The organism is Streptomyces sp. TRM68416 (assembly GCF_014596915.1).
Taxonomy (GTDB): Bacteria; Actinomycetota; Actinomycetes; order Streptomycetales; family Streptomycetaceae; genus Streptomyces.
Map to the genome: position 1 here is coordinate 238,674 of NZ_JACVWU010000007.1, position 18,466 is coordinate 257,139.

An 18,466-nucleotide genomic window follows, 5' to 3' on the forward strand; every position below is an offset into this window, starting at 1 on the left:
GACCGTTCGACCAGGGAAAATCAACTCGGCCTGGGGTGGCGACAGCTTCTAGCATCTTCGGTATGGCGACAAGACTCGTGCAGATCAACATGAAGGCCCACGACGACTCGGCGCTCGGCCGGTTCTGGGCGGAGGCGCTGGGTTGGGGTGTGGACAGCGAGGGGCCCGGCGTGACCAACCTCGAACCCGTGGGCTTCGCCTACCCCGACCCCGCGGCCGTCTGCATCGATCTCGTCGCCCGCCCGGAACCCAAGACGGTGAAGAACCGGGTGCACCTCGATCTGGCCACCACCTCGACCGCCCATCAGACGGAGTTGGTCGCGCGTCTGAAGGATCTCGGCGCGACGCCCGCCGACGTGGGGCAGGGCGACGTCCCCTGGACGGTCCTGGCCGACCCGGAGGGCAACGAGTTCTGCGTCCTGGAGCCCCGCCCGATCTACCGGGACACCGGGCCGATCGCCGCCGTGGTGGTCGACTGCGCCGACCCCCGAGCCATGGCCCGGTTCTGGGACGAGGCGATGGACTGGACGCTGCACGAGGTCGCCGACGACCACGCGACCATGCGCTCCGCCAAGGGCGTCGGCCCCTATCTGGAGTTCGTCCGCACCCCCGACCCGAAGAGCGTGTGGAACCGCGTCCACCTCGACATCTGCCCCTACCCCGGTGACGACCTGGAAGCAGAGGCGGCCCGACTGCGCGCGCTGGGCGCCACCGACCCCGAGTTCGACGAGTCCGAGATCCACTGGAAGGTCCTGGCCGACCCGGAGGGCAACGAGTTCTGCCTCCTCACTCCTCGCTGACCTTGCGCCGCGATTCATACCGGGTGCGTTCTCGACGCCCCCTGCGGGCGGTCGCGTTCACGGGCGAGCCGGACGGAGAGGGGCACAGGTCGGTCCGGCGTCCGCGGTCAGCCGGCGACACGGTACGGCCCGTTCCCCGTCGTGGTCGACCCGGTACAGGTCGGCCCGTGAAGCGCGGGCGACCGTCTCCGTCAGGCGGCCGTCGGTGAACAGGGCCCCGACGCCGTCGTCCAGAGCCCATCCGGCGGGAAGCGCCCCGGATTCCACGGCCGCGCGGTAGGCGGGGCGGCGGCCCGGTTCGCTGTCGTAGTGCGGGCAGACCGAGCCGGACAGCAGGCCCAGGCCGTCGGACAGGGAGGTCAGCGGCCCGTAGGAGTCCGTGAGCGAGCCCTCGGCCCAGCAGTTGGCCCCGGCGCTGATCCCGCACAGCAGGGTGCCGCGGTCGTAGGCCTCGCGCAGCAGCCGGTCCACTCCGTGCGCACGCCACACCGCCAGCATGTTCGCGGTGTTGCCGCCCCCCACGTACACGACGTCCTGCGCGAGCAGGAACGTACGCAGCGCGGTGTCGTCGAGTTCCCTGCGGAAGAGTGGCAGAACACCGGGATCGCAGGAGCGGCGGCGCGTGAACGCGGCGAGGAACCTCTCGACGTAGGCGGGCGCGTCGCCGCTGGCCGTGGGCACGAAGCAGACCTTGGGCCGGGACGTACGCGCATGCCCGAGGACCCAGTCGTCCAGCAGGCCGTCGTCGTCGGTGGAGAAACCGCCGCCGAGGAGAGCCAGGCGGTGCTCGGGAAGGGGGACCACTGGTTCTGCTCCTCCGTGCTGAACGTCGGGCGGTGGACGGTGCCTTGCCTGCTCGCCCCGGGCCGTGACCGTCGTGGCTCCTGGTGGACCGGGCGGCGAAGCCGGGTTCGGAGGCCACCATCCTGCCCGGGTGCGCTCACGGCGGGGTGAGGCTGTCGAGTTGTGCGGCGAGGTCGGGGTGGGTGGTGGTCAGGTGGGGGCGGGTGGCCTCAAGGGGGCTCAGGAGCTCGGCGGGGTCGTCGTGGGCGAGGGCCGCGTGGAGCTGGCTGAGCGGGCGGCGGGCCGGAGCGGGCAGGTCGGTGAGGGCGGCGATCTGGCCGGCGATGCGGCGCAGGTCGGCCGCGTTGCGGCGGGCCCAGGCGGCGGTGGTGCGTTCGGCGGCTCGGCGCTCGCGGGTGGCCTGGACACGTTGTTCGCCGGTGGTACCGGCCGGGCCGGGGCGGCCGCGCAGATAGCGGCGCTCGGCGGCCTGGCGGCTGGCGACGCCGAGAGGATGGGCGAGGTCGGCCCAGCTGGCACCCGCGTCGCGGGCGGTCTCGATCAGGCCGGTCTCCCAGCCGGCGAGCCGCTCGCGGACCTGTCGTAGCAGCAACAGGGAGGCCAGTGCCTGCTCCGGGCCGGGACCGGGCGCATCGGAGGTGTCCGGGGTGTCGGGGGTGTCCGGGGACTCCTGCTGGGCGTCTCTCAGGGCGTCGTCGATGGCGTTGAGGGCCGCCGCTGCGGCCAGGAACGACGGCGGACCGTGGACGTTCGTGCTGGTCACGGACGGTTCATCGGCTGCGGTCACGGGCACCTCCCTCGGTCTGTCATCGTTTCGACGACATCATGTTTGTCATCCATTGGATGACATGTTACAACGGTGTCAGTGAAGCGCATTGGCAGCAACCGCCCGAACCTGCTGGAGGTGTTTTCACGATGTTGATGCGCACCGACCCCTTCCGTGAGCTGGACCGGCTGGCGCAGCAGCTGATGGGCCCCGGCACCTGGTCCCGCCCGTCGGCCATGCCGATGGACGCCTACCGTGAGGGCGACGAGTACGTGGTGGCCTTCGACCTCCCGGGCGTCACCCCGGACGCGATCGACATCGACGTCGAGCGGAACATGCTCACCGTCAAGGCCGAGCGGCGGCCGCTGGCGAAGGCCGACGACGTCCAGATGGAGCTGTCCGAGCGGCCACTGGGCGCCTTCTCCCGCCAGCTCGTGCTCGCCGACACGCTCGACACCGAGCACATCCAGGCCGACTACGACGCAGGCGTACTCACCCTGCGCATCCCGATCGCGGAGCGCGCCAAGCCCCGCAAGGTCTCCATCGGCGTCGGATCCACCCGCAAGGAGATCTCCGGCTGACACCGGCCGGACGCGTGCGGAGGGCGGGCACCTGTTCTCCCCCTTCCCCGCCCTCCGCACCCCGTCGGCGGTCCGAAGAAGAGGCGGTGGGGCCGAAATGACTCTGCGACACGAGGCGTTCCTCGGCCATGTCCAGGAACGCGGTAAGTACGACACCCCGGAGGAAGCCGGGCGCGCGGCCCGTGTGGTCCTCGCCCTCCTCGGCGCCCACCTGGTCGGCGACGTCCGCGCCCAGTTGGCGGCACACCTGCCCGAGGAGTTCGCCCTGATCCTGCTCAACCCGCTGCAGAGCGCCGAGCCGTTGTCCCCGGAGCGGTTCGTGCGCGCGACCGCCGCCTGGATCGAGGGCGCCACCGACCGGACCGCGGCCTGGGACGTCAGCGCCGTGCTGTCCACCGTCGCGGACGCGGTCGGCGAAGACCTGCTGGACCAGATCCTGCTCCAGCTCCCCGCCGGCTACGACCTGCTCTTCGGCCGCCCCCAGCCCACCTGACCATCCCGCACACCGGTACCCCAACACCGGCCACAGCAAGAAAGGCAATCACCCCAGTGATCTCCGACCGGCACGCACCGTCCCAGCAGTCGTACGGGACGGCGTACCAGCAGATGCTGGAGAAGGTCCGCTACGAGGGCGCCTACCCCACCCGCGAGAGAGCCGACGAAGTCGTGCGCCTGGTTCTCGCCGGACTGGGCCGCCAGCTGACCGGCGACGAACGCGTCGACCTGGCCGCCCGCCTGCCCCTGGAAGCCGCACGCGTGCTGACCGCACAGATCCCCGACCCCCAGCCGCTGACCGGCTGGGCCTTCGTCAAGGATCTCGCCGCCCGAAGCGGCGCCTCCCTCGCCACCACGCGCTGGGACACCGGCTCTGTCTTCTCCGCCGTCGCCGCCCACGCCGGCCCCGAGCTGACCACCCGCATCCTCCACCAACTCCCCAGCGGCTACGCCCTGCTGTTCGGCCAGGCCGAACTCACCCCCGCCGCCTAGGACGACGACCCACGCACCCGGGGCGGGCAGCCTGACGACCCCCGCGTCACTGCCCGCCCCGAGCCGAGGGACACCACGGGCGAACGGCGCGTTCCCCGTGACGAGGGACGCTCTCGCGCGGTCACCCCCTTGCCCACGGCGCGTCCCGCCTGTGATCATGCGGCGTGGTGATCGCAGACGACAGCAGGGCCGACGGCGCAGAGACGGACCGATGGCCGGACATACCCGGCGACACGGCGCTCACCATCAACATCCCGGAGGCCGACGCACTGGTCCGGGCGGGATTCCCCGCCCACGTGACGGTGCTCTACCCGTTCCTGCACGAGAGCCGCCTGGACGCCCCGGCCCGGCGTGCACTCACCGGCCTCTTCGCCCGGCACGAGGCGTTCACCCTCACCTTCGCCGCCTTCGGCCGCTATCCCGGCGTGCTGTACCTCGACCCGCGGCCGCACGACCCGGTCAAGGCGCTGACCGCCGACCTCACTCGACGCTGGCCCGAACTCCGGCCGTACCGAGGCCTGTTCGGTGCCGGACTCGACCCTCATCTGACGATCGCGAACCACGAGGGCCCGGCGACCCAGGACGCGGCCTACGACGCGCTGGAGGCCGACATCGCGCCCGTGCTGCCGCTGCGCTGCCACGTGGACGCGGTCCGGCTCGTCGTCTGGGACGGCGAACGCTGGCGGGACCGCACCGCATACCCGCTCGGTCGCCCGGGTCGACGCAGGCCCGTACCGGCCGCGGCACGGCAGAATCCCCTGCCATGAAGATCAGTGCGCTCGAACTCAACCGTGCCACGCTCGGTCGCCAACTCCTGCTGGCCCGGGAGCCGATGACCGTCGCGGAGGGAGTGCGGCGGGTGGTGGCACTCCAGGCCCAGCATCCGGCCTCGCCGTACCTCGCGCTGTGGAACCGGCTCGCCGGCTTCGCGCCGGACGAGGTGGACGCCGCGTTCGCCGGGCGGTCGGTGGTCAAGGCGACCCTGATGCGGATCACCCTGCACGCCGTGCACGCCGACGACTATCCCGTCTTCCGTACGGCGATGCAGCCGACGCTGTACGGCTCCCGCCTCGGCTACCGCTTCGCCGACGCGGGTCTGACACCCGCGGACGCTCAGCAGCTGGTGCCCGGTCTGCTGGCCTTCGCGGAGCAGCGACGGACCGGAGCCGAGATGCAGGCGTGGATCGAGGAGCGGGTGGGCGCCGAGAAGAGGGACGGGGCGTGGTGGGGGCTGAAGGCCTATGCACCGCTGCACCACGCGCCGACCGGCGGACCCTGGTCGTTCGGCGTCCGGCCGTCCTTCGTCGCGGCCGGCACCGGTCCCGTACCCACCGGACGGACGATGGACCCGGAGGCCCTGCGGGCGCTGATCCTGCGTTACCTGTCCGGCTTCGGACCCGCCTCGGTCGCCGACGTGGCGCAGTTCGCCATGGTGCAGCGGGCGCCCGTACGCGCGGCCCTGAAGGCCCTGGACGGCGTCGTCGAACAGCTCCAAGGCCCGGACGGCACCACCCTGTTCGACCTCCCGGGCGCTTCCCGGCCGCCCGCGGACACCCCCGCCCCGCCCCGCCTCATGGCCATGTGGGACAGCATCCTGCTGGCCTACGCCGACCGCAGCCGGGTGATCCCGCCCGCCTACCGTCCCCTGGTCATCCGGAACAACGGCGACGTGCTGCCCACCCTGCTCGTCGACGGCCACGTCGCCGGCGTGTGGCGGCCGGTGGAAGGCGGCATCGAGGCCACCGCCTTCCACCCGCTGCCGCCCGCCGCCTGGGACGGGCTCACCGCCGAGGCACAGGCCCTGACGGCGCTCCTCGCCGATCGCGAGGAGGCCGTCTACAGCCGGTACCGCAACTGGTGGGCCAAGCTCCCCGAGGCCGAGGTCCGCCTGCTGCCCGCCCACTGATCAGGCGACGGGCGCGGAGCCGGCCGACTGCTCGCGGTGCTGGGCCCGCAGCAGCGCACGGCCCTTCTCGCCCTTGACCCAGGTGTGGGAGCCGGGCTTGCGTGCCTCACTCGTCAGCTGCTTGACGGTGAGCTTGCACACGAGCTCCTTCACCTTCGCGCCGGTCCAGCCGCCGACACTGAGCTTCTTCGCGGTGTCGTCCTTGTGGGCGAACTGGAAGAGACCGGTCCCGCGGCCCAGGCTGAGGCACTGGCCGGCGAACCCCATGTCGAACGGCTCGGGCCGCTCACCCGCGATCCGGCCGAGCACCGTGTCGGCGGCGTGCGCGCCCAGCGGACCCGCGGCCTGGCAGCTCATCCGGTACGGCATGTCCGACGGCGCCGCGGAGTCACCGGCCGCGACGATGCGCTCGTCGTCCACGCTCGTCAGCGTCTCGTCGGTGATCAGGCGGCCGATGGCATCGGTGCTCAGCCCGCTCCGGGCGGCCAGGTCCGGCACACCGAACCCGACGGTCCAGACGGTGACCTCGCTCGGCAGCTCGCGACCGTCGCCGAGCCGCACGGCGTCCCGGGTCACCTCCACGACCTCGACACCGGGGCCCTCCAGCACGGTCACACCGAGGCCGGCCAGCCGCTTGGCGACCGAACTCCGGCCCTTCGGGTGCAGATACGGACCGAGCACCCGGCCGCAGACCAGGGTCACGGCCCGGCCCGCCTCGGCCAGTTCGGCGGCGGTCTCGATACCGGTCGGACCCCCTCCGACGACGGTCACGGCCGCCGCGGCGGGAGCGGCGTCCAGGGCCGACCGCAGCCGCTGCGCCTCCTCGAAGGTGGCGATCGGGTGGGCGAACTCCGCCGCTCCGGGCACGCTCGGGGTGGCGCTGCCGCTGCCCACGGCGTAGATCAGGTAGTCGTAGCCGACCTTGGCGCCGCTCGCCAGCTCGATCCCGCGTCCCGTCGCGTCGATCCGGGTCACGGTGTCGACCACCAGCCGGACACGCTCGCCGAGGACCGAGCGGTAGTCGGTGACGGCCCCGTGCGTCCCGCCCGCCAGCTGGTGCAGCCGGATCCGCTCGACGAACTCCGGACGGGAGTTGACCAGCGTCACCGTCACGTCGTCGCGCTGCGTCAGGCGGTTGGCCGCCATCACTCCGGCGTAGCCGCCGCCGATCACGACAACTTCGGTGGTTCCAGCCATGGTTGATCTCCTCCGTCGTATGGATGTGTGGTGAAGCCGAATCGAGGTGTGGTCAGGCCGTGCGGGCGGGCGAGACGGGCGGGGCGAGCCGCCCGGGTGCCGAGCCGGGGAGCGGAGTGGAGTCCAGGTACCGGACCTCGTACACCCGCTCGGCGAACCGCCAGCCGTCGGCGGTGCGCCGGTAACGCTCGTGGTACAGGGCGTGGTTCAGGTGCGAACTGCCGTCGTGCATCCGGCCGAACTCGTGGATGTACGTCCGGCCGGTCGCGGTGTCGCCGTCGAGCCGTACGACGCCCGGGTGGACGTTCTGCACGAAGAACTCCCAGAGGCCCTGGCCCCATGCGAGCCCCGCGCGGATCTCCTCCCGGCCGACGAACTCCTTGCCGATGTGCGGCCAGCGGAGAGCACCGTCGGGTGTGAACAGCGCGACGACGCGGTCGAAGTCGCGCATCATCACCGCGTCGGTGAGTTCGGCGCCCAGCCCCGCGATCTCGACGCGATCGGCGACGGCCCGCATGACGTTCATGATGTCCCTCCCCGTCCCTGGGTCTGTCAGGCGGCTACCGCCTGTCCGGTGGTGATGGATCCAGCATCGCCGCAGGTCAGTGGCGGAACAATGTAAGGTTCGTGGGGCTGTTCATAAGGTGGGGGTTATCCATGGAGCTGCGCGAGATAGAGATCTTCCTGACCCTGGCGGAGGAACTGCACTTCGGCCGCACCGCCGAACGCCTCCATGTGTCCCAGGCCCGGGTCAGCCAGGCCATCGCCAAACAGGAACGGCGCCTCGGCGTGGCCCTGTTCGACCGCACCAGCCGACGGGTGACGCTGACCCCGGTCGGCCGGCGGCTGCGCGAGGACCTGCAGCAGGTCGTCGACCTGCTCAGGGAGGCACTGGCCAGGGCCGAAGCGGCCGGAGTGGCGAAACAGACCCTGCGGGTGGGCGTGTTCGGTCACGCCGGACACCAACTGCGCCCCCTGGTCGACGAGTTCCGCGCCCGCTGCCCCGGCAGTGACATCCAGTTCGGCGAGGTCAGCGGCAGCGACCCGTTCACCGCCCTGCGCACCGGAGAGCACGACGCGCACGTGCTGTGGCTGCCCGTGGCCGAACCGGACCTCACGGTCGGCCCCACCGTGCTGACCGGCGGCCGGGTCCTGGCCGTGGCCGCCGACCATCCACTGGCCGAGCGCGGCACCGCGACGCTGGAGGACCTCGCCGACCACCACGTCGTGGATCTCGGCCCCGACGCCCCCGAGTACTGGGTCGCGTCCATGGTCCCCACCCGTACGCCGCTCGGTCGCCGTATTCGGCGCGGGCCCGCCGCGCGGACCTTCCACGAGATCCTGTCGCTGGTCGCCTCGGGGGAGTGCGTCCACCCGCTGGGCGAACTGGCCGCACGCTACAACCGGCCCCCCGGCATCGTCTTCCTGCCCCTCCAGGACGCCCCCACCCTCGAATGGGCCCTCACCTGGCGCTCCACCGCCGACAGTCCCATCCTCCGCACACTGGCCCGGACGGCCGCCGACCTCGGCCCGATCCCGATGTGACGGCGACACCGGCCGCCTTGCCCGACGGACGACGGACAAGGGACGCGCCGGCCTGACCGCGGGCGAACCCGCGCCGCGCCTCGTCACGGCCGGGTCGACCACGCACGCATTCGGCCCGGACCCGGAAGAAGTTCAGCTCTGTCACGAACAGCATCGACAACGACCGCCCTCCCGCTGAAGGCACCCGTCACCTTCAACGCCCTCAACCCCGTTGGGGCCCGCCTCGGAATGACCGCACCCCAGGCCAACGGCGGTGCCTGCTAAGGCGATTCCGGCGGCCCCGACTTCGCGGTGATCGGCAGCAGGAACGTCCTGGCCGCCACCACGATCACCGGCGACAGCCCGTGCTACGCCACCAACGTGGTGTACCGCCTGGACACCCCGGGCGCCCGCGCGTTCCTGTCCCCGTTCGTCAAACTCCCGTAGGGCCGGGGTCCGACGTCCCTTACGCTGCCGCCATGAGCGAAGCAGCGCAGGCGGCGGTGCGTCTGACCGGACAGGCGGTGCTCACCGAGCGCCGCCTGTCCGGCACGCTCGCCGAAGTCACCCTCGGCGACGGGCGGGTGGTGATGGTCAAGCGCGGCGAGGGCGCAGGCGCCGCGCGGGCCGAGGCGGCGGGCCTGCGCTGGCTCGCCGCCGCCGGAACGGTCCGCGTCCCCGTCGTCCACGGGCACGACGCGCACTGGCTGGTGACCGAACGGGTCCCGTCCGGCCCGCCCGGCCCTGCCGCGGCGGAGCGGTTCGGCCGCCAACTGGCCGCCCTGCACGCCGCCGGAGCACCGGCGTTCGGCGCCCCGCCCCCCGACGGCCCGCGCGAGGCCTACATCGGCCTCGCCCCGATGCGCAACGCCCCCGGCCCGGACTGGCCGCACTGGTACGTCGAGCACCGGGTGCTGCCGTATCTGCGCCGAGCGGTCGACAACGGCACCGTCGCTGTCGCGGAGGCCGGGGTGATCGAGGAGCTCTGCGCCCGTCTGCCCGCCCTGGCGGGCCCCACCGAGCCTCCCGCCCGCCTGCACGGCGACCTGTGGAACGGCAACGTCGTGTGGGGCGCCGACGGCCACGCCTGGCTGATCGACCCGGCCGCCCACGGCGGCCACCGCGAGACCGACCTCGCGATGCTCCACCTCTTCGGCTGCCCCCACCTGGAGCAGGTGCTGGACGGCTATCAGCGGGTGGCGCCCCTCGCCGACGGATGGCCCGACCGCATCGGCCTCCACCAGCTCTTCCCGCTCCTGGTCCACGCGGTCCTCTTCGGCCGCGGCTACGCCGAACAGGCCCTGGCGGCGGCCCGCTCGGCGCTGTCCCGCTGACTCAGCCGGCGAGCACCTCGGGCGCCTTCAGTGACTCGACCGCCCGGACGAGGGGGGCGAGTTCGGGGTTGTTCGCGGCTTCGTCGAGGGCCTGGCGCAGGGCGGTCTCGTTGGTGGGGCGGGCTTCTTCGAGGAGGGTGAGGCCTGCTTCGGTGACGTTGGTGTAGATGCCGCGGCGGTCGGTGGGGCAGAGGTAGCGGGCGAGCAGGCCGCGGTCTTCGAGGCGGGTGACCAGGCGGGTGGTGGCGCTCTGGCTGAGGACGACGGCGTCGGCGACCTGTTTCATCTGCAGGTGGCCGCCGTCGCCGTCGTGCTGGCGGCTGAGGACGTCCAGCAGGGAGTACTCGCGCACGCTGAGGCCGTGGCCGGTCTGGAGGGCGCGTTCGATGTGGGCCTCGATCCGTCCGTGCAGCAGGGAGAGCGCGCACCAGCCCTGGGCGAGGGCGGTGAGCGCGGGGTCAGTGGCGGTCATGAGGCCTGCCTCCTCCGTCCGGATACGGCTGCCTCCAGGATAGCCAAGAATGAAATTGTCGGCGTGAGCGGTTATAGGGCGTATGCAATGAGTATGCAATCGGGTGGCCGTGGTGATCACGCCGCCGGTATCGTCCCGTTCTCCCCGTCGGCCGACTCCGGCGACCGACGGCCCCGCAGAGAGCGAATCCCATGACCATCCGGCCCGCGACCACGACCCTCTGGCGTCCCACCGGCCCCAAGGAGCTGGACCTGGTCCGTGAACTCCGGTGGCGGGCCTGGCCGCCGCGCCTGCCCGAGCAGCCGATCTTCTACCCCGTGCTCAACGAGGACTACGCGATCAGGATCGCCCGCGACTGGAACGTCAAGCACGACGGCGCCGGATTCGTGACCCGCTTCGAGGTCGAGTCGGACTTCCTGAGCCGGTACCCCGTCCAGCAGGCGGGCGGCGAGACGATCCTGGAGCTGTGGGTGCCGGCCGAGGAACTCGACGAGTTCAACGCGCACATCGTCGGCACGATCGAGGTCGTCCACGAGTTCCGGTGATCCGGAGGCGGACTCTCCGGAACGCGACCGGAGGGGCCTCTCACGTCGGGTCCTGCCCTTCACGACTGGAGGGTCCTGCGCGGGTCCGGCGACGGTGCCGGGGGTCGACGGTCCCGTCCTCGCGGCCGACCGGCACGCAGGCCCGGTCGCCGCCCCGGCCGCCCGTTCAGTCCGCGCCCGGCGCCGCCTTCGCCCGCATCATCACGCAGTCGAACTCCACCACGCGCCCCGTCGTCGCCTCGCGCGTCACCGGGTACATGCCGGTGATCTCGAAGCCGCCGTTCTCGTACGCGGCGATCGCCTCGGACATCGCCGGGCTGCCCTCGTAGAGTCGCAGCACGGCGACCTCCGACTGCAGGCCCACGAAGTCGGCGATGCGCTCGCCGCCGCCGGCGAACACCTCCAGGTCGTAGCCCTGGGTGTCCATCTTGAGGAAGGGGCGCGGCTCGGCGAGGCCGTCGAGGGCCTCCTCCAGTACGCCGTCCAGGCGCCGGATGCGGATCTGCTCCGTGCGCGTCGTGTGGAAGCGCTGGTAGCGGCCGCGGCCGTAGTCACTGGCGGGCAGCAGGGAGTTCATCGTGTTCCAGCCGACGTGGATGTCGGCGGTGGTGTCCTCGCGGCCCAGCCCGCAGTGGTGCACCTGCCATTCCGGGTCCTGCTCGGCGGCCTTGCTCAGCCGGGCGAAGGCCTCGGCCGTGGGTTCGAAGGAGACGATCCGGCCGGTGTAGCCGAGCCGGCGCAGCCGCTTGGCGTACTGGCCGTGGTTGGCGCCGACGTCGATGACGCAGTTCACGCCGTACAGATCGAGCATCGCCGTCACGTGCTGGGTGCACAGGTACTCGGCGGCCGCCATCTGGAACTTGCGCTCGTCGGCCGCGGCCCGCTCGCCGAGCAGGAGCCGCGCCCCGGTGTCGCCGAGCCGCACGCTCTCCCACGGGCCGGGTGCCGTGCCGGGCTTGTCGCGCAGCACGACCCAGGTGTCCTTGCCCGCGCCGGTCACCGCGTACCGGCCGTCGTCCCGGGTCAGCAGGTCGGCCCCCGGCCCGAGCGGGGTGCGCACACGCCCGCCGCGCCGGGAGACCACCGCGGTCCCCGGTCCGAGGTCCGTCACCCGCAGGCCGAGCCGGGGCACCAGCTGGAGGAGTCGTCGGTAAAGGGTCTGCATTCACCCACCCTCGCAGAGTGGGCCGGGAGTTATCGATGGTTTGAACGGTTTGCAACGGGCGGGTGGCGTGTCGGAGTTGGCGTGCGCGCGGCGATCGGTTCGGTCGCCGGGGTGCGGCGTCAGGGCTCCGGTCGTTCAGTGGCCCGCCGGGCTCGACCGGGGTATGGCGGGCGGACGGCTGCGCGAGACGACGCGGGTGCCCTCCGGTGCGATCACGCGGACCTGCAACGAGCCGCAGGCGCACCGCGTCCAGACCGTGCTGCCGGCCGCGGTGCCGTGTCGGGACACCACCTGGAAGGGCGCGGCGCCGTCGGGCCACCCGCAGTACGGGCAGGCGGTGCCGGTCGTGCTCGTCATGGCGACTCCTCGTGCGTCGTGGTCGGTTCGGCGTCGCGACACTGCCAGGGTGCGGTGCGGCATCCGTACACGTCCAGGTTGACTTTGCGGACATCACCGTGAAGCGTGGGCTTCATGATTGACCTGCGCCGACTGCACGTCCTGCGGGCGGTGGCCCACTACGGCACGGTCACCGCGGCAGCCCGCGCCCTGCACTTCACCCCGTCCGCCGCCTCCCAGCAGATCCGTCAGCTCGCCCGTGACCTGGGCGTCGACCTGCTGGAACCGCAAGGGAGAGGGGTACGGCTCACCCCGGCCGCGGAGAGTCTGCTGGCCCACGCCGATGCCATCCAGGCCCGTTGGGAGGAGGCCGAGCTCGATCTGCGCGCCGAGTACAGCGCCCCGTCCGGCCAACTGCGCGTCAGCGGCTTTCAGACGGCCGCGGCGTTGCTGCTGCCGCCGATGGCGGTACGGCTGGCGGAGCGGCATCCGCGGCTGACCGTGCGGATCCGGGAGTCGGGCGTGCCGGAGTGCTTCGACCTGCTCTTCGAGGGGGAGATCGACCTGGCCGTGGTGGAGGTGACCCCGCACAACCCGCCGCCCGGCGACGCGCGCTTCGACCAGCAGCCGCTGCTGGACGACCCGTACGATCTCGTCGTCCCCGACGACCACCGGCTGGCCGGCCTCGCCCGTGTCGACCTCGCGGAGGCGGCGCGGGAGGCCTGGATCGCGCCCGTGCCGGACAGCCCCTGCCGTCCGCATGTGATGTCGGCCTGCGGGGCGGCGGGCTTCACCCCCGACGTGATCCATCACGCCAAGGACTGGAATGTCACGGCCCATCTGATCGCCCACCGTCTGGGCGTCGCCCTGATCCCCCGCCTGGCCCGGCTGAGCCCGGACCTGCCGATCACCCGGGTCCGCTGCGCCGGCAACCCCCACCGCAGAATCCTCAGCGCCACCCGCAGCGGTTGCCGGACCCGCCCGGCGGTGGCGGCGGCCCTGGAGCAACTGCGCGAGCTGGCGGCCACGGCGGAGGCCTGACGCACGGAAGCGGGGCGGGAACCGTGTCGGTTCCCGCCCCGCTCGCCGAAGGACGCGTCAGGCGGCCGCGGCCTCGCCGGCGTGGCCGTACACCCGCGCGATGACCTCCGTCAGCTGGGCGGCGACCTCGGTGTCGTCGGCCGGGTGGATCTCGGAGAAGCGGGTCACGGAGCCGGGGATGGAGAGCTTGACGTCCTCCAGCACCTTGCCGCCGGCGATGCCCACGGCCTTGCGGGTGTCGTCCTGTGCCCAGACGCCGCCGTACTGGCCGAAGGCGGTGCCGACCACGGCGACGGGCTTGCCGCCGAAGGCACCAGCGCCGTAGGGGCGGGACAGCCAGTCGATGGCGTTCTTCAGTACGGCCGGGATGGTGCCGTTGTACTCGGGGGAGAACAGCAGGAACGCGTCGGAGTTCTGGGCGGCCTCGCGCAGCTTGGCGGCGGCGGCCGGGACGCTGCCCTCCACGTCGACGTCCTCGTTGTAGAAGGGGATCTCGGCCAGGCCCTCGAAGAGCACGACCTCGGAGCCCGCGGGGGCGAGCTTCACGGCCGCCTCGGCGAGCTGGCGGTTGTGCGAACCGGCGCGAAGGCTGCCGACGAGCGCGAGGATGCGGACAGACATGCTGACTCCCAGGGGTACTGAAGCAGAGGATCAAGAAGCGGACCGCGGTCCGGATACCGTTGTAGCACCCTAACCGGACCGCGGTCCAGTTTCATTCCCGATGCTTTACGCTGGCTTCATGTCCACCTCCCTGCCGCCCCTGCCGCTGCCGCACGAGCCCTCCGGCGAGCCCGAGTTGCTGCAGCTCGGTTCCGCCGGGGACGAGCCGTGCCTGCGCGCCGACGCGGCCCGCAACCGGGCACGGCTGCTGGAGGCGGCGGCCCGGCTGGTGGCCGAGCACGGTGCGGCCGGCGTGACGATGGAGGCGGTGGCCGCGGCGGCCTCGGTCGGCAAGGGGACGGTCTTCCGCCGCTTCGGCGACCGCACCGGCCTGCTCACGGCCCTGCTCGACCACTCGGAGAAGAACTTCCAGGCCGCGTTTATCGGCGGCCCGCCCCCGCTGGGCCCCGGCGCGCCCCCGCTGGAGCGGCTGCGCGCCTTCGGCTGCGCCATGCTGCGCCGCTCGGCCGACGAGCTGGAGCTCCAGCTGGCGGCCGACCCCGGCGCGGAACACCGGTTCTCCCACACCCCGCGCCGCTTCCTGCGCGGCCACGTCCTGCTGCTCCTGCGCCAGATCGTCCCGGACGCGGACTGTGAACTCCTCGCCCTGACGCTCATGGCCTACCTGGACCCCGCGATGATCCACTACCGCACCAAGGTCTGCGGGATGCCGCAGGAGCGGGTCGAGGCAGGCTGGCTGGACCTGGTCGCACGCGTGACCCGCACGGAGCCGCCGGGCTGAGCCGGCATGCGTGCCCCCACGCGGGCGTGTGGCCTTGTGCTGCTGCCCCGGTCCCGTCGGCGCGGGTGTCCGCGCATGTGCGTGAGGTCTTGTGCCGTCGCCCGGCCCTGCCGACGTGTGTGCTCGCACGCGTGCGTGTGGCCTTGTGCTGCTGCCCCGGTCCCGTCGGCGCGAGTGCCCCCACGCGTGCGTGAAGCCTTGCGTCGCCGCCCCGGTCCCGCCGACGTGTGTGGTGGATGCATTTGTCGAGTCTTGTACCTTCGGCCCCCGCCCGGACCCCCGCCCCGCGCCTCTGCCAAGATGCCGTACGTCATGGTGCAGATACCGAACACGCCCGCCCCCGCGTCCTCCGCACCGCGCTCCGTGCCCACGAGCGCCGATGTGGCCCGCCTGGCCGGCGTCTCGCGCGCGACCGTCTCCTACGTGCTCAACAACACCAGCGCCGTACGGATCAGCGAGCCCACCCGGCGCCGAGTGCACGAGGCCGCCGAGGAGTTGGGGTACGTCCCGCACGCGGCGGCCCGCAGCCTGCGCGCCGGGCACAGCCGTATGGTCCTCATGCCCGCGCCCGCCTTCCCGGTCGGCCCGCTCTACAGCCAGTTCGTCGCCGACCTCCAGGGCGCGCTGGTCCGCCTGGACTACACGGTGGTGCAGTACGGCAGTGTCGGCCTGTACGGCGACGAGGCCGCCCGCGCATGGGCCGAACTGCGCCCGGTCGCCGTCCTGGTGCCCGGCTCCGGGCTCGGCCCGCAGGGGGTCACCGTGCTCAAGCGGTCCGGCGCCCGCGCCGTGGTCACCATGGGGCCCGCATCGGTCGAGGGCGCCCACGCGTTGCTCATGGACCACTCGGCCGTCGGGCACTGCGCGGGAACCCACCTGTACGAGCGCGGCCGCCGCCGCATCGGCGTCGTCGTCCCCGAACTGCCCGGTCTGGAGGCCTTCTCCGCACCCCGCCTCGCCGGCGTGCGCCGCGCCCTGTCCGGCACGGACGCCACCGTCACCGAACTGCCCCTCGCCTACGAGGAGGATGCCGCCGCACGTCTTGCCGCGCGTTGGCGCGACCTCGGCCTCGACGCCGTGTTCGCGTACAACGACGAGTACGCCATGCTGCTGATGCGCGCCCTTCAGGACGAGGGCGTCCGCATCCCCGAGGACGCGGCCGTCATCGGCGCCGACGACCTGATGCTCGGCCGTCTGTTGCGGCCGAGGCTCAGCACGGTCCACATCGCACTGCCGTCCGGCCGCGAACTCGCCGGACTGGTCGACCGCGCGGTGGGCGACCCCGCGGCCGCGCCCGAGACGTACGAGGCGCTCGGCGCCTCGCTGGTGCACCGCGACTCCAGCTGATCAACTCGCCGACGGTCCCGAGCTGTTCTCCGGGCCGCGGGCGGTCGCGGGCGACGCCGGACGCGTGCCCGGAACCTGTGCGGCAAGCGGCCCGTTTCCCGCATGACATGACTAAGATGTTGCATGCTCAACAAGACGGGGGTGCGTTCGACCAGCGGATGCGGCTCGCACGTCTGCGCCGGGTCACCGCATCCCGCCACGCGCCCGCCGGACCGGCGGCGAACTACACGGGACTTCCGCTCCCCCTGCGAGTCCCGCGGTGACCGAACGGAGAGCCGTCATGTCGTTGCTCGACCCCAAGTCCTGGCAGCCCCGGCCCCTCGCCGGGCCCGAGCACACCGTCACCGAACCCGCCACCGGCGAGGCGCTCGCGACGGTCACGCTCGCCGCCGCCGAGGACGTCGCACCGGCCGCGGACGCCGCCCGCGCCGCCCAGGCCGAGTGGGCGCGCCTGCCGCACTTCGTGCGCGCCGGGGTCCTGCGCAGGGCCGGCGACCTGTTCGCCGCGCACGCGGACGAACTGCGCGAGTGGCTGGTCCGCGAGTCGGGCTCCATCCCCGGCAAGGCCGACTTCGAACTGCACGTCGCCGCCCAGGAGTGCTACGAGGCCGCGGCCCTCGCCTCCCGCCCGGCCGGACACGTCCTGCCCAGCGAGGCACCCCGGCTGTCGTACACCCGCCGGGTCCCCGTCGGCGTCGTCGGCGTGATCTCCCCGTTCAACGCCCCGCTGATCCTCTCCATCCGCTCCGTCGCCCCCGCCCTCGCGCTCGGCAACGCGGTCGTGCTCAAGCCCGACCCGCGCACCGCCGTCTGCGGCGGACTCTCCCTCGCCGCGGTCTTCGCCGAGGCCGGACTGCCCGAGAACCTGCTGCACATCCTGCCGGGCGGCGCGGAGACCGGCGCGGCCCTGGTCGCCGACCCGCTGGTGCCGGTCATCTCCTTCACCGGCTCCACCGCCGCCGGCCGGGCCGTCGGCGAGGCCGCCGGCCGCCACCTCAAGCGCGCGCACCTGGAACTGGGCGGCAACTCCGCCCTGATCGTCATGGAGGACGCCGACATCGACGCGGTGATCTCCACCGCCGCCTGGGGCTCCTTCTTCCACCAGGGCCAGATCTGCATGACGACCGGCCGCCACCTGGTCCACCGATCGCTGTACGAGCAGTACGTCGAGCGCCTGGCCGCCAAGGCCGACTCCCTCGCCGTCGGCGACCCGCACCGCGACCAGGTCCACCTCGGTCCGCTCATCGACGACACCCAGCTCGCCAAGGTGCACGGCCTGGTCGAGGCCAGCACCTCGGGCGGCGCCAAGCTGGCCGCGGGCGGCACCCACGAGCGGCTCTTCTACCGGCCCACGGTCCTCGCCGGCGTGGACGACGACACCCCCGCCTACGCCGAGGAGGTCTTCGGCCCGGTGGCGCCCGTACGCTCCTTCGCGACCGTCGACGAGGCCGCCGCCCTGGCCGCGGACGGCCCCTACGGCCTGTCCCTGGGCATCGTCACCCGCGACGCCGCCCGGGGCCTCGACCTCGCCGAGCGCATTCCGACCGGCATCGTGCACATCAACGACCAGACGGTGAACGACGAGGCCGTGGCGCCCTTCGGCGGTACGGCGGCCTCCGGCACCGGCGCCCGGTTCGGCGGCGAGGCCAACCTGGAGGCCTTCACCGATCTGCGCTGGACGACCGTGCGCGGGGACGTGGCGCCGTACCCGTTCTGACCGTCGGACGAGGTGCTACTGGTCGTCCTGCTGGTCCTGGCCCTGGGCCTGCGCCTGCTGGGCGGCCACGGCCTTGCGGACCTCGTCCATGTCGAGCTTGCGCGCCTGTCCGATGACGTCCGTCAGGGCGGCCTCGGGCAGCGCGCCCGGCTGCGCGAACACGGCCACCTGGTCCCGCACGATCATCAGCGTCGGGATCGACTGGATGCCGAAGGCCGCGGCCAGCTCCGGCTGGGCCTCGGTGTCCACCTTGCCGAACACCAGGTCCGGGTTCTCCTCGGCCGCCTTCTCGTAGACCGGGGCGAACTGCCGGCACGGACCGCACCAAGCCGCCCAGAAGTCGATCAGGACGAACTCGTTGTCCGTGACCATCTGGTCGAAGTTCTCCTTGGTGAGCTCCACGGTGCTGCTCATGGCGTGTTCCCTCTTCCTGGTGTCGGGGCGAAGCCGTCCGCACAACACGGCCGGACGGACAGGTATTCCGTGCGCGCGTTCCGTGCGCGGACGGGCACGCATCCGCGCGCTTACCCATGTGGCCACAC

The 18,466-nt window shown here is 72.6% G+C and carries 23 protein-coding genes; 14 read left to right on the forward strand and 9 right to left on the reverse strand.

What is annotated here, in order from left to right; all coding sequences use genetic code 11:
• Positions 1-62: 62 nt before the first annotated feature.
• Entirely contained in the window at positions 63-800 is a 738-nt protein-coding gene (locus tag ICC28_RS14335; protein ID WP_188288913.1) for a VOC family protein, read from the forward strand.
• Between the two features lie 57 nt (positions 801-857).
• On the opposite strand, the gene ICC28_RS14340 is transcribed toward ICC28_RS14335, so the two are convergent.
• Both ICC28_RS14340 and ICC28_RS14345 read right to left on the reverse strand, forming a co-directional pair.
• The gene (locus ICC28_RS14340; protein WP_317454017.1) at positions 858-1,604 is read right to left on the reverse strand and encodes a peptidase E; all 747 of its coding nucleotides are present in this window, start codon (positions 1,602-1,604) and stop codon (positions 858-860) included.
• 136 nt (positions 1,605-1,740) lie between these two features.
• Positions 1,741-2,391 (reverse strand): type III effector protein, encoded by a 651-nt coding sequence (locus tag ICC28_RS14345; protein WP_188288914.1) that lies wholly within the window; start codon positions 2,389-2,391, stop codon positions 1,741-1,743.
• A gap of 128 nt (positions 2,392-2,519) precedes the next feature.
• Here ICC28_RS14345 and ICC28_RS14350 point away from each other — a divergent pair, with 128 nt between their 5' ends.
• From ICC28_RS14350 to ICC28_RS14370, 5 genes are all read left to right on the forward strand, one after another.
• Positions 2,520-2,951 (forward strand): Hsp20/alpha crystallin family protein, encoded by a 432-nt coding sequence (locus ICC28_RS14350; RefSeq protein ID WP_188288915.1) that lies wholly within the window; start codon positions 2,520-2,522, stop codon positions 2,949-2,951.
• Positions 2,952-3,048: 97 nt separating this feature from the next.
• The gene (locus ICC28_RS14355) at positions 3,049-3,444 is read left to right on the forward strand and encodes a DUF2267 domain-containing protein (RefSeq protein WP_188288916.1); all 396 of its coding nucleotides are present in this window, start codon (positions 3,049-3,051) and stop codon (positions 3,442-3,444) included.
• Between the two features lie 113 nt (positions 3,445-3,557).
• Positions 3,558-3,938 (forward strand): DUF2267 domain-containing protein, encoded by a 381-nt coding sequence (locus ICC28_RS14360; RefSeq protein WP_223188865.1) that lies wholly within the window; start codon positions 3,558-3,560, stop codon positions 3,936-3,938.
• A 167-nt stretch (positions 3,939-4,105) separates the two neighbouring features.
• Positions 4,106-4,705, forward strand: a complete 600-nt coding sequence (locus ICC28_RS14365; protein WP_317454018.1) for a 2'-5' RNA ligase family protein — start codon at positions 4,106-4,108, stop codon at positions 4,703-4,705.
• Positions 4,702-5,844: a winged helix DNA-binding domain-containing protein gene (locus ICC28_RS14370; RefSeq protein WP_188288919.1), complete on the forward strand. Its 1,143-nt coding sequence runs from the start codon at positions 4,702-4,704 to the stop codon at positions 5,842-5,844. The genes ICC28_RS14365 and ICC28_RS14370 overlap by 4 nt, the downstream gene beginning before the upstream one ends.
• Here ICC28_RS14370 and ICC28_RS14375 read toward each other — a convergent pair whose 3' ends face one another.
• Positions 5,845-7,041 (reverse strand): NAD(P)/FAD-dependent oxidoreductase, encoded by a 1,197-nt coding sequence (locus ICC28_RS14375; protein ID WP_188288920.1) that lies wholly within the window; start codon positions 7,039-7,041, stop codon positions 5,845-5,847.
• A gap of 52 nt (positions 7,042-7,093) precedes the next feature.
• Complete coding sequence (locus tag ICC28_RS14380) at positions 7,094-7,567, reverse strand: nuclear transport factor 2 family protein (protein ID WP_188288921.1); 474 nt, start codon at positions 7,565-7,567, stop codon at positions 7,094-7,096.
• 131 nt (positions 7,568-7,698) lie between these two features.
• Between ICC28_RS14380 and ICC28_RS14385 the strand changes: the two genes are divergently transcribed.
• From ICC28_RS14385 to ICC28_RS14395, 3 genes are all read left to right on the forward strand, one after another.
• Positions 7,699-8,586 carry a LysR family transcriptional regulator gene (locus tag ICC28_RS14385; RefSeq protein WP_188288922.1) on the forward strand — a complete coding sequence of 296 codons (888 nt, stop codon included), beginning with the start codon at positions 7,699-7,701 and terminating at the stop codon, positions 8,584-8,586.
• A 291-nt stretch (positions 8,587-8,877) separates the two neighbouring features.
• Positions 8,878-9,012 (forward strand): hypothetical protein, encoded by a 135-nt coding sequence (locus ICC28_RS41105; protein WP_262928470.1) that lies wholly within the window; start codon positions 8,878-8,880, stop codon positions 9,010-9,012.
• A gap of 32 nt (positions 9,013-9,044) precedes the next feature.
• Positions 9,045-9,899, forward strand: a complete 855-nt coding sequence (locus ICC28_RS14395) for a fructosamine kinase family protein (RefSeq protein ID WP_188288923.1) — start codon at positions 9,045-9,047, stop codon at positions 9,897-9,899.
• Position 9,900: 1 nt separating this feature from the next.
• Here ICC28_RS14395 and ICC28_RS14400 read toward each other — a convergent pair whose 3' ends face one another.
• Positions 9,901-10,371 carry a MarR family winged helix-turn-helix transcriptional regulator gene (locus ICC28_RS14400; RefSeq protein ID WP_188288924.1) on the reverse strand — a complete coding sequence of 157 codons (471 nt, stop codon included), beginning with the start codon at positions 10,369-10,371 and terminating at the stop codon, positions 9,901-9,903.
• A 191-nt stretch (positions 10,372-10,562) separates the two neighbouring features.
• On the opposite strand from ICC28_RS14400, the gene ICC28_RS14405 reads away from it, so the two are divergent.
• Positions 10,563-10,916: a hypothetical protein gene (locus ICC28_RS14405; protein ID WP_188288925.1), complete on the forward strand. Its 354-nt coding sequence runs from the start codon at positions 10,563-10,565 to the stop codon at positions 10,914-10,916.
• Positions 10,917-11,082: 166 nt separating this feature from the next.
• Here the strand turns inward: ICC28_RS14405 and ICC28_RS14410 are convergent, their stop codons facing one another.
• A complete protein-coding gene (locus tag ICC28_RS14410; RefSeq protein WP_188288926.1) occupies positions 11,083-12,081 on the reverse strand; it encodes an FkbM family methyltransferase in 999 nt (332 codons plus the stop codon).
• Positions 12,082-12,216: 135 nt separating this feature from the next.
• Positions 12,217-12,438, reverse strand: coding sequence for a hypothetical protein (locus tag ICC28_RS14415; protein WP_188288927.1), 222 nt, complete (start codon positions 12,436-12,438; stop codon positions 12,217-12,219).
• 114 nt (positions 12,439-12,552) lie between these two features.
• Here ICC28_RS14415 and ICC28_RS14420 point away from each other — a divergent pair, with 114 nt between their 5' ends.
• Complete coding sequence (locus ICC28_RS14420) at positions 12,553-13,458, forward strand: LysR family transcriptional regulator (RefSeq protein WP_188288928.1); 906 nt, start codon at positions 12,553-12,555, stop codon at positions 13,456-13,458.
• A 57-nt stretch (positions 13,459-13,515) separates the two neighbouring features.
• Here ICC28_RS14420 and ICC28_RS14425 read toward each other — a convergent pair whose 3' ends face one another.
• The gene (locus ICC28_RS14425; protein WP_188288929.1) at positions 13,516-14,079 is read right to left on the reverse strand and encodes an NAD(P)H-dependent oxidoreductase; all 564 of its coding nucleotides are present in this window, start codon (positions 14,077-14,079) and stop codon (positions 13,516-13,518) included.
• Positions 14,080-14,197: 118 nt separating this feature from the next.
• Here ICC28_RS14425 and ICC28_RS14430 point away from each other — a divergent pair, with 118 nt between their 5' ends.
• The 3 genes from ICC28_RS14430 (at position 14,198) to ICC28_RS14440 (ending at position 17,924) form a co-directional block, all read left to right on the forward strand.
• Positions 14,198-14,860 carry a TetR/AcrR family transcriptional regulator gene (locus ICC28_RS14430; RefSeq protein WP_223188827.1) on the forward strand — a complete coding sequence of 221 codons (663 nt, stop codon included), beginning with the start codon at positions 14,198-14,200 and terminating at the stop codon, positions 14,858-14,860.
• Between the two features lie 300 nt (positions 14,861-15,160).
• The gene (locus ICC28_RS14435) at positions 15,161-16,207 is read left to right on the forward strand and encodes a LacI family DNA-binding transcriptional regulator (RefSeq protein WP_188288931.1); all 1,047 of its coding nucleotides are present in this window, start codon (positions 15,161-15,163) and stop codon (positions 16,205-16,207) included.
• Positions 16,208-16,487: 280 nt separating this feature from the next.
• On the forward strand, positions 16,488-17,924 hold the full coding sequence (locus ICC28_RS14440) for an aldehyde dehydrogenase family protein (RefSeq protein WP_188288932.1): 1,437 nt from the start codon (positions 16,488-16,490) through the stop codon (positions 17,922-17,924).
• 15 nt (positions 17,925-17,939) lie between these two features.
• Here the strand turns inward: ICC28_RS14440 and trxA are convergent, their stop codons facing one another.
• A complete protein-coding gene (gene trxA, locus ICC28_RS14445) occupies positions 17,940-18,338 on the reverse strand; it encodes a thioredoxin (RefSeq protein WP_188288933.1) in 399 nt (132 codons plus the stop codon).
• Positions 18,339-18,466: the final 128 nt, after the last annotated feature.

What these genes read in the sequence shown, in the direction of transcription:
- ICC28_RS14370 (WP_188288919.1), top strand. Translation starts at nt 4,702, where the DNA reads ATGAAGATCAGTGCGCTCGAACTCAACCGTGCCACGCTCGGTCGCCAA.
- ICC28_RS14435 (WP_188288931.1), top strand. Translation starts at nt 15,161, where the DNA reads ATGCCGTACGTCATGGTGCAGATACCGAACACGCCCGCCCCCGCGTCC.
- ICC28_RS14360 (WP_223188865.1), top strand. Translation starts at nt 3,558, where the DNA reads ATGCTGGAGAAGGTCCGCTACGAGGGCGCCTACCCCACCCGCGAGAGA.
- ICC28_RS14350 (WP_188288915.1), top strand. Translation starts at nt 2,520, where the DNA reads ATGTTGATGCGCACCGACCCCTTCCGTGAGCTGGACCGGCTGGCGCAG.
- ICC28_RS14395 (WP_188288923.1), top strand. Translation starts at nt 9,045, where the DNA reads ATGAGCGAAGCAGCGCAGGCGGCGGTGCGTCTGACCGGACAGGCGGTG.
- ICC28_RS14375 (WP_188288920.1), bottom strand. Translation starts at nt 7,041, where the DNA reads ATGGCTGGAACCACCGAAGTTGTCGTGATCGGCGGCGGCTACGCCGGA.
- ICC28_RS14440 (WP_188288932.1), top strand. Translation starts at nt 16,488, where the DNA reads ATGTCGTTGCTCGACCCCAAGTCCTGGCAGCCCCGGCCCCTCGCCGGG.
- ICC28_RS14410 (WP_188288926.1), bottom strand. Translation starts at nt 12,081, where the DNA reads ATGCAGACCCTTTACCGACGACTCCTCCAGCTGGTGCCCCGGCTCGGC.
- trxA (WP_188288933.1), bottom strand. Translation starts at nt 18,338, where the DNA reads ATGAGCAGCACCGTGGAGCTCACCAAGGAGAACTTCGACCAGATGGTC.
- ICC28_RS14335 (WP_188288913.1), top strand. Translation starts at nt 63, where the DNA reads ATGGCGACAAGACTCGTGCAGATCAACATGAAGGCCCACGACGACTCG.
- ICC28_RS14385 (WP_188288922.1), top strand. Translation starts at nt 7,699, where the DNA reads ATGGAGCTGCGCGAGATAGAGATCTTCCTGACCCTGGCGGAGGAACTG.
- ICC28_RS14355 (WP_188288916.1), top strand. Translation starts at nt 3,049, where the DNA reads ATGACTCTGCGACACGAGGCGTTCCTCGGCCATGTCCAGGAACGCGGT.
- ICC28_RS14425 (WP_188288929.1), bottom strand. Translation starts at nt 14,079, where the DNA reads ATGTCTGTCCGCATCCTCGCGCTCGTCGGCAGCCTTCGCGCCGGTTCG.
- ICC28_RS14380 (WP_188288921.1), bottom strand. Translation starts at nt 7,567, where the DNA reads ATGAACGTCATGCGGGCCGTCGCCGATCGCGTCGAGATCGCGGGGCTG.
- ICC28_RS14420 (WP_188288928.1), top strand. Translation starts at nt 12,553, where the DNA reads ATGATTGACCTGCGCCGACTGCACGTCCTGCGGGCGGTGGCCCACTAC.
- ICC28_RS14405 (WP_188288925.1), top strand. Translation starts at nt 10,563, where the DNA reads ATGACCATCCGGCCCGCGACCACGACCCTCTGGCGTCCCACCGGCCCC.
- ICC28_RS14430 (WP_223188827.1), top strand. Translation starts at nt 14,198, where the DNA reads ATGTCCACCTCCCTGCCGCCCCTGCCGCTGCCGCACGAGCCCTCCGGC.
- ICC28_RS14400 (WP_188288924.1), bottom strand. Translation starts at nt 10,371, where the DNA reads ATGACCGCCACTGACCCCGCGCTCACCGCCCTCGCCCAGGGCTGGTGC.
- ICC28_RS14415 (WP_188288927.1), bottom strand. Translation starts at nt 12,438, where the DNA reads ATGACGAGCACGACCGGCACCGCCTGCCCGTACTGCGGGTGGCCCGAC.